This is a genomic window from Amycolatopsis sp. NPDC006131, from assembly GCF_040614175.1.
GTDB classification, from domain to species: Bacteria; Actinomycetota; Actinomycetes; order Mycobacteriales; family Pseudonocardiaceae; genus Amycolatopsis_E; species Amycolatopsis_E tucumanensis.
In genome coordinates this window covers 57,255-65,538 of sequence record NZ_JBEXTX010000037.1, presented here as the reverse complement: position 1 = coordinate 65,538, position 8,284 = coordinate 57,255, and the positions used below count along the sequence as shown (strand labels likewise).

Below are 8,284 nucleotides of genomic sequence, written 5' to 3'. Positions count from 1 at the left end.
GACCAGGTCAAGCCACGCTTTCCCGGCTTGACGCGGTGTCTCGGCAACCGAACACTGAAAGATCGGGTTCGGAAGGGGCAGATCCGGGCGTAGCGAAGCGAAGCCGGCGCTTCCAGCCGCGCGCAGCGCAGATACGCGCGTAGCGCCCCCTAAGAACCCAAGTACCGCAGAACAGCCAGCACCCGCCGGCTGTACCCGGAGGTATGACTCAACCGCAGCTTGTCGAAGATCGCGTTCACGTGCTTCTCCACCGCGGACTGCGACACGTACAGCTCGGCCGCGATGCCGGCGTTCGTGTGCCCCTCGGCCATCTTCGCCAGCACCTCGCGTTCCCGGGCGGTCAGCGTCGCGAGCGGGTCGGCGTGCGTGGTGCGCGCCAGCAGCCGCCGGACGACCTCCGGGTCGAACGCCGCCCCGCCGGATCCGACCCGCTCCAGCGCGTCGAGGAACTCGCCGACCTGCATCACCCGGTCCTTGAGCAGGTACCCGACCCGCCCGCCGTCGTCGGTGATCAGCTCCGTCGCGTACCGCTTCTCCACGTACTGCGACAGCACCAGCACCCCGACGTCCGGCCAGCGCCGCCGGATCTCCAGCGCCGCCCGCAGGCCCTCGTCGGTGTGGTCGGGCGGCATCCGGATGTCCGTCACCACCACGTCCGGCTGCTCCCGGGACACCTCGTCGAGCAGCTCCGTCGCGTTGCCGACCGCGGCGAGCACCTCGTGGCCCTCCTCGGCGAGCAGCCGGATCAGGCCTTCCCGCAGCAACGTCGAGTCCTCGGCCAGGATCACGCGCACGGCAGCTCCGCCCGCACGACCGTCGGCCCGCCGGCCGGACTGTCCACAGTGAACACGCCATCGGCCGCGCCGACCCGCCTGGCCAGGCCGGACAGCCCGTTGCCCGCGACCCGAGCGCCGCCGACGCCGTCGTCGGTGATCGTCACGCCGACCATCCTGCCCGTCCGCGCCACCGCGATCTCGATGCGGCTCGCCGCCGCGTGCTTGATCGCGTTCGTCACCGCCTCCGACGCCACGAAGTACGCCACCGTCTCGGTCGCCGGATCCAACCGCTCCTCCAGCGTGTACGAGAGCGCGACCGGCAGGCTCGACCGCTCGGCCAGCGCCTCCAGCGCCGTGCCCAGGCCGCCTTCGTCCAGCGCGATCGGGTACACGCGCCACGCCACGTCCCGCAGTTCCTGCAGCGCCAGCTGCGTCTCCTCGTGCGCCTGCCGCAGCAGCGCCTCCGCCCGCTCCGGGTCCTTCGCGCGGCGGGCGCGGCCGAGCAGCATGCCCAGCGACACGATCCGCTGCTGCACCCCGTCGTGGATGTCGCGTTCGATCCGCCGCCGCTCGTCGTTCACCGCCTCGACGACCTCGGCGCGGCTGTGGGTCAGCGCGTCGACCCGCCGCTGCAACCGTTCCTGCTTGGTGGGGCCGAAGAAGTGGTGCGCCAGCGTGCGTTCCAGCGCGCCGACCCCGATGAGCCCCTGCACCGCGAGGAACACCAGCAACGCGCCCATCAGCAGCAGCCCGGGCACGTCGTACCAGTCCTGGTCGTCGCCGAGCGGCTGCCCGCTCACCAGCCGCCACACCGTGATCACGGCCGTCGCCAGGCCGAGCCCGATCAACGCGAAGACCCCCGCGCCGAGGCCACCCGCGACGCTGCGGGACGCCAGGTACCGCAGCGCCCGCGAGTCGCGGTAGTCGTCCGAGGTGGGGTAGTCGAGGTAGCGCCGCAGCCGCGACCGTTCCCGCTCGGCGAACCAGCGCGTGGCCCGGAACACGGCGGGGCGCGCGGCGGGCACGGCGAGGGCGAGGGTCGCCAAGACGACGAAGGCCACCTCGGCGAACGCGCTGAGCGCGCCGAGCGCCAGCCCCGCCGTCACCCGCATCGCGCGGCGCAGGTCCACTGTGGGCACAACCCGAGGTTAGCGGGGTTCCGGCAGGCCGGTACTGAGGTTTTCCGCAGGATGATCGGGTGCCGCGCCCCATGTTCGGACGACGCCCGAAAACCTAGCTTCGAAGTATGGATCTCCAACTCGCACAGGCCGAACCGCTCGGGGGACTCGCCGGCTGGGCCGTCTCGCTCATGGAATCGCTCGGCGGACCGGGCGCGGCCATCATCGTCGGCCTGGACAACCTCTTCCCGCCCATCCCGAGCGAGCTGGTGCTGCCGCTCGCCGGGTTCTCCGCGGGCCAGGGCACGTTCAGCCTGCTCGAAGCGCTGGCCTGGACCACCTTCGGCTCGGTGGCCGGCGCCGTCATCGTCTACTGGCTGGGCGCGCTGCTCGGCCGCGACCGGACCCGCGCGCTGCTGCTGCGCATCCCGCTGGTCAAGGCCTCCGACTTCGACCGCACCGAGGCGTGGTTCGCCAAGCACGGCACGAAGGCGGTGTTCTTCGGCCGGATGGTGCCGATCTTCCGCAGCCTGATCTCACTGCCCGCCGGGATCGAGCGGATGCCGTTCGGCCGGTTCCTCGTGCTCACCACGCTGGGCAGCCTGATCTGGAACACGATCTTCGTCGTCGCCGGCTACCTGCTCGGCGCGAACTGGCACGTGGTGGACCGCTACGCCGGCTTCTTCCAGTACGCGGTGATCGGCGCCGTCGCGATCGCGCTCGCCGTGTTCGTCATCACCCGGCTGCGTGACCGCGTCCGGACGTGAACACGGAGCCGCCCTCCCTGGGGGCAGGGGAGGGCGGCTCCGCTCGGGGGCGTCAGGCGGCCTGGGCCACGGGGGTGGTGGCCGGCGCCAGCGCCAGGTCGAGGACCTCACGGACGTTCGACACCGGGTGCACGTCGAGCTGGGCCAGCACGTCCGCGGGGACGTCGTCGAGGTCCGGCTCGTTGCGCTGCGGGATGATCACGGTCTTGATCCCGGCCCGGTGCGCGGCCAGCAGCTTCTGCTTGACCCCGCCGATCGGCAGGACGCGGCCGGTCAGCGACACCTCGCCGGTCATCGCCACGTCGGACCGCACCACGCGGCCGGACAGCAGCGACGCCAGCGCCGTGGTCATCGTGATCCCGGCGCTCGGCCCGTCCTTCGGCACCGCGCCCGCTGGGACGTGGACGTGCACGCCCCGGTCCTTCAGGTCGCCGACCGGGAGTTCCAGCTCGGCGCCGCGGGACCGCAGGTAGGACAGCGCGATCTGCACCGACTCCTTCATCACGTCACCCAGCTGCCCGGTGACCGTGAGCCCGGAGCTGCCCGACTCGGGATCGGCCAGCGACGCCTCGATGTAGAGGACGTCCCCGCCCGCGCCCGTGACGGCCAGGCCGGTCGCCACACCCGGGGTCGCGGTCCGCTGCGTCGACGCGGGCAGCGCTGACTCCGGCAGGTGCCGCGGACGTCCGAGGTAGCCCTCCAGGTCCGCCGCGTCGACGGTCACCGGCAGCGTCGCCTCGTCCAGCGCGACCCTGGTCGCGATCTTGCGCAGCACCTTCGCGATGGTCCGGTTCGCGTTGCGCACGCCCGCCTCGCGGGTGTACTCGGCGGCGATCCGGCTCAGCGCCGCGTCGGTGAACCGCACGTCGTCCCGGCCCAGGCCGGCCCGCTCCAGCTCACGCGGCAGCAGGTGGTCGCGGCCGATGACGACCTTCTCGTGCTCGGTGTAGCCGTCCAGCGTCACCAGCTCCATCCGGTCCAGCAGCGGGCCGGGGATGGTCTCCAGCGCGTTGGCCGTGGCGAGGAACACCACGTCCGACAGGTCCAGCTCCACCTCGAGGTAGTGGTCGCGGAACGTGTGGTTCTGCTCGGGGTCGAGGACCTCCAGCAGCGCCGCGGTCGGGTCGCCGCGGTAGTCGGCGCCCACCTTGTCCACCTCGTCCAGCAGCACGACCGGGTTCATCGAGCCGGCCTCCTTGATGGCGCGGACGATGCGGCCGGGCAGCGCGCCGACGTAGGTGCGCCGGTGGCCGCGGATCTCCGCTTCGTCCCGGACACCGCCGAGCGCGACGCGGACGAACTTCCGGCCCATCGCCTTCGCGACCGACTCGCCGAGCGAGGTCTTGCCCACACCGGGAGGGCCGACCAGCGCCAGCACGGCTCCGGAGTGACGGCCGCCCACCTGCCCCTGGCCGGTCTCGGCGCGACGGGCGCGCACGGCCAGGTACTCGATGATGCGTTCCTTCACGTCGTCCAGGCCCGCGTGGTCGGCGTCGAGCACCGCTCGCGCCGCGGCGATGTCGTGGACGTCGGTGGTCCGGTCGTTCCAGGGGATTTCCAGGACGGTGTCCAGCCAGGTGCGGATCCAGCCGCCCTCCGGCGAGGCGTCGGAGGTGCGCTCCAGCTTGTCCACCTCGGCCAGCGCGGCCGTGCGGACGTGCTCGGGCAGGTCGGCCTGCTCCACGCGGGCGCGGTAGTCGTCCTGGTCGGCGGTGCCGTCGAGCTCACCGAGCTCCTTGCGGATCGCCTCCAGCTGGCGGCGCAGCAGGAACTCCTTCTGCTGCTTCTCCATGCCCTCGGCGACGTCCTTGCGGATGGTGTCGGTCACCTCGAGCTCGGCCAGGTACTCCCGGCTCCACTCCAGCGCCTTCTCCAGCCGCGCCGCGACGTCGAGCGTGGCCAGCAGCTCCAGCTTCTGGTCGGTGCTCAGGAACGGCGAGTTGCCCGCGAGGTCGGCGACCGCGGACGGGTCCTCGACCTGCTGCACCGCGTCGATCATCTGCCAGCCGCCGCGCTGCTGGAGGATCGAGATCACGACGGTCTTGTACTCGGCGGCCAGCGCGCGCGCCTGCTCGCCGACGACTTCGGCGACCGGCTCGGCGTACGCCCAGCGGGCGGCGCCGGGGCCGTCGCCGTTCTCGCCGACGCGGGCGCGCCGGGTGGCGCGCAGCAGGACGGCGGCCTTGCCACCGGGGATCCGGCCGACGCGCTCGATGGTCGCGACGGCGCCCAGCTCGGCGTACTCCCCGTGCACCCGCGGGACGATCAGGACCTCGGCCTGCGTGGACGGCAGCGACCGGATGCCCGGGAACGACGGCGTGCTCGGTGCCTTGCTCTGCGCGGAGTCGACCGCGGCGCGAGTTTCGGCGTCGTCGAGCTCGAGCGGGACGATCATGCCGGGCAGCACGACGTCGTCGTCGAGGGGCAGTACGGGGAGGAGCCTGGTGTCGGTCATCTTGTTGCTCCCTACCTGGTTGAGTCTGCCTAGCTCAACTTTCTGGCGGCCGGGTTTGTTTCCGCAGGTAGTTCGCTTGGAGCGGACGGCTTCCGGGAATAAACCGGGGCACGTCCGGCAGCGGTTCCAGGTGCCGGGACTGAGATGATCGTCGCATTGCCGGGAACGTTTTCCCGGGTGTAACCGGGGAAACCACGCTCAGTCATCGCTTCCGGTAATCCCGATCTCGATTGAATCGCGATCAATGCGGAGGAGTGCAGCGCGACGGCTCGCGGGGAGCTCGTCGTAGCCGGGCGTGACGCTTAACGCTGACTACCGGGAGCGATCGCCGGAAAGATCTCGCTCACCCGTAAGTCTCCGCTGGTCGCCGTAGTTGGCACGTTGTTAACTATGGGGTGATGTCATGGCGGCCGGAAAGAGGCTGAAGTACGCCCTCCGGGGTACAGTGATCCCCTCATTCGCACCGAGATCACCGTCTCGTGCGCGAGTGGGTGCAGGCGTGCGCGCTGGGGCGAATGGGTGGAAGGAGGTTGCATGCCGGACTCCGATGGCAGGCCCGACGGCCCCATCCCGGCGGCAGCCGCCGGTTCTGGTGGTGCCGAGGCGCGGGCGGACGAGCGCCGCTTCCGGGTCTACACGCTGACCGTGTTCTCCGTCGGCGTGCTGACCGCCGCCGCCGTGTCGCTGTGGCTGCCGTTCCACGGCTCGGCGAAGCTGTGGTGGATCGGCCCGGTGCTGGCCCTGTCGTTCCTGCTCGCCGAGCAGCTCGGCATCAACGTCGACGTCCGGTCCGGCATCTCCTGGACCATCTCGTTCACCGAGATCCCGCTGGTCATCGGCTTCTTCGTGGCGCCGTTCGAAGTGGTGCTCGCGGCGCACCTGGTCGCCGGGATCAGCACGCTCGTGGTCCGCCGCGTCTCCGGGCGCGTGCTCTACAACGCAGGCGCGTTCCTGCTGGAGATCACCAGCGCGTTCGCCGTGGCCGGCCTGGTCGAGCGGATCATGGGCACCACCGAGATGACGTGGCCTGCTGCCCTCGCCGGCACCCTGACCGCGCCGCTGACCAGCACGCTGCTGGCGCTGGCCGCCGTCCGGGTGCTGCGCCGCCGGATGCGGATCGGCACCGCGCTGCGGCTCACCGGCCGCATCCTGGTCGTCGGGTTCGTCAACGCCTCGGTCGGCCTGAGCGGCTACCTGGTGATCGCCGGCACGGCCAACGCGTGGCCGCTGGTGCTCGCCGTCTTCGCCGGGCTGTCCGCGCTCTACTGGGCCTACTCCGACCTGCTGCGCGAGCAGCGGGACATGGAAGCGCTCTCCGACGTCAGCCTGATGGTCGCGCGCTCCGGCCAGCAGGCCGCCGCGCGCCCGGCCAGCGGCGCCGACGACCTCGCCGCAGGCGTGAACGTCAGCGAGTGGGAGACCATCGCCGAGCGGATCAAGGACCAGCTCTCCGCGGGCCGCGTGGTGCTGCGGCTGCGCCTGGAGCCGACCGCGGACATGCGTGCGGTCGTCGCGGGGGAGCCGATGCCGTCGGCCGAACTGCCCGCCGACGACCCGATGCTGCGGCTGCCCGGCTCGCACGTGCGGCACTTCCGCATCACCGAGGCCAACAGCGACATCGCGGGCGGACTGCTCAACCGCGGCGCGCAGGAGGCGCTGGTGGTGCCGCTGCGCAGCGCGAACCAGCTGCTCGGCGTGGTCGAGGCGCACGACCGGCTGTCCCGCTGGCGCGGCTTCGGCAAGTACGACGTCCAGCTGCTCGGCACCATGGCCAGCCACCTGGCGACCGCGCTGGACAACCGCCGCCTGCTCGCCACCCTGCGCCACGACGCCTACCACGACCCGCTCACCGGCCTGCTGAACCGGCCCGGCTTCCGGCAGGTCGCGCGCGAGCCGCTGGCCGAGCACAGCGCCTCCGCCGACGCCGCGGTGCTGCGCATCGACCTGGACGTGTTCTCCGCGGTCAGCGACGCGCTCGGCTACGCGTGGGCGGACCGGATGGTGGTCGCCGCCGGGCGCCGCCTGCGTGACGCGCTCGGCCCGGACGTGCCGCTGGCCCGCCTGGAGGGCGCGTCGTTCGCAGCGCTGCTCACCGGCGTGCGCGGCCAGGGGGTGCACGAAGCGGCCGAGCGGCTGCGCTCGCAGCTGTCCGTGCCGTACCCGGTCGACCGGCTGACGGTCGAGGCGAACGCGATGGTCGGCTACGCATCCACGGCCGACGACGACACCCTCGACCCGGGCGACGTGGACGCGCTGCTGCAGCGGGCCGACGTCGCCGTGCGGGCCACCCGCGGCGGCGAGGAGGTTCGCGGGTACGTGCCCAGCATGGGCCAGATCTTCCTGCGCCGGTTCCAGATGGTCACCCAGTTCCGGCAGGCCATCGAGGAGGGCCAGGTCAGCGTCCACTACCAGCCGAAGGTGTCGCTGCCGAGCAAGCAGGTCCTCGGCGTGGAGGCGCTGGTGCGCTGGCAGCACCCCGAGTTCGGCCGGCTCGACCCGGACGAGTTCGTGCCCGCGGTCGAGGCTGCCGGCCTGGTCGGCGTGCTGACCGGGTTCGTGCTGGAGCAGTCGCTGATCCGAGTCCGCAAGTGGATGGACGAGGGGCTGCGGATCTCCGTCGCGGTCAACCTGTCGGTGCGGAATCTGGCCGACGAGGACTTCCCGGCGAAGGTCGTGGAGGCGCTGCGGAAGTTCGACGTGCCGCCCGAGCTGCTCACGTTCGAGCTGACCGAGTCCGGCGTGATGGCCGATCCGCAGAAGGCGCTGCCGATCCTGCGCGAACTGCACGCGCACGGCATCGTGCTGGCGGTCGACGACTTCGGCACCGGCTACTCGTCGCTGGCCTACCTGCGGCAGCTGCCGGTGGACGAGGTCAAGATCGACAAGAGCTTCGTCCTCGGCATGGGCACGGACCTCGGCGACCTGGCGGTCGTCCGGTCGATCGTCGAGCTCGGCCACTCGCTGGGCCTCGCGGTCGTCGCGGAGGGCGTCGAGGAGGACGTCGCGCGGGACCAGCTGGAGGCGATGGGCTGCGACGTCGCCCAGGGCTACCTGATCTCCCGCCCGCTGGCCGAGGACCGCCTGGAGGCCTGGTTGCAGGCCCGGACGGCCCGGTCGGTGGGGCGCAAGATGGAGACAGTGCTGACGCTCCTGACGTAAAAGGGACCC

5 protein-coding genes are annotated in these 8,284 nt (G+C 71.8%); 2 read left to right on the top strand and 3 right to left on the bottom strand.

The features are described 5' to 3' along the window. Nucleotides 1-149: 149 nt before the first annotated feature. The gene (locus tag ABZ215_RS20570) at nucleotides 150-794 is read right to left on the bottom strand and encodes a response regulator transcription factor (protein WP_237338069.1); all 645 of its coding nucleotides are present in this window, start codon (nucleotides 792-794) and stop codon (nucleotides 150-152) included. Further along, nucleotides 785-1,906, bottom strand: coding sequence for a histidine kinase (locus ABZ215_RS20565; RefSeq protein ID WP_354710944.1), 1,122 nt, complete (start codon nucleotides 1,904-1,906; stop codon nucleotides 785-787). The genes ABZ215_RS20570 and ABZ215_RS20565 overlap by 10 nt, the downstream gene beginning before the upstream one ends. A 116-nt stretch (nucleotides 1,907-2,022) precedes the next feature. Between ABZ215_RS20565 and ABZ215_RS20560 the strand changes: the two genes are divergently transcribed. Next, nucleotides 2,023-2,661: a DedA family protein gene (locus tag ABZ215_RS20560; protein WP_020417531.1), complete on the top strand. Its 639-nt coding sequence runs from the start codon at nucleotides 2,023-2,025 to the stop codon at nucleotides 2,659-2,661. A gap of 52 nt (nucleotides 2,662-2,713) precedes the next feature. Here ABZ215_RS20560 and lon read toward each other — a convergent pair whose 3' ends face one another. Next, entirely contained in the window at nucleotides 2,714-5,116 is a 2,403-nt protein-coding gene (gene lon, locus ABZ215_RS20555) for an endopeptidase La (protein ID WP_354950805.1), read from the bottom strand. A 534-nt stretch (nucleotides 5,117-5,650) separates the two neighbouring features. On the opposite strand from lon, the gene ABZ215_RS20550 reads away from it, so the two are divergent. Then, a complete protein-coding gene (locus ABZ215_RS20550) occupies nucleotides 5,651-8,275 on the top strand; it encodes an EAL domain-containing protein (RefSeq protein ID WP_020417533.1) in 2,625 nt (874 codons plus the stop codon). Nucleotides 8,276-8,284 lie beyond the last annotated feature (9 nt).

What these genes read in the sequence shown, in the direction of transcription:
- ABZ215_RS20560 (WP_020417531.1), top strand. Translation starts at nt 2,023, where the DNA reads ATGGATCTCCAACTCGCACAGGCCGAACCGCTCGGGGGACTCGCCGGC.
- lon (WP_354950805.1), bottom strand. Translation starts at nt 5,116, where the DNA reads ATGACCGACACCAGGCTCCTCCCCGTACTGCCCCTCGACGACGACGTC.
- ABZ215_RS20550 (WP_020417533.1), top strand. Translation starts at nt 5,651, where the DNA reads ATGCCGGACTCCGATGGCAGGCCCGACGGCCCCATCCCGGCGGCAGCC.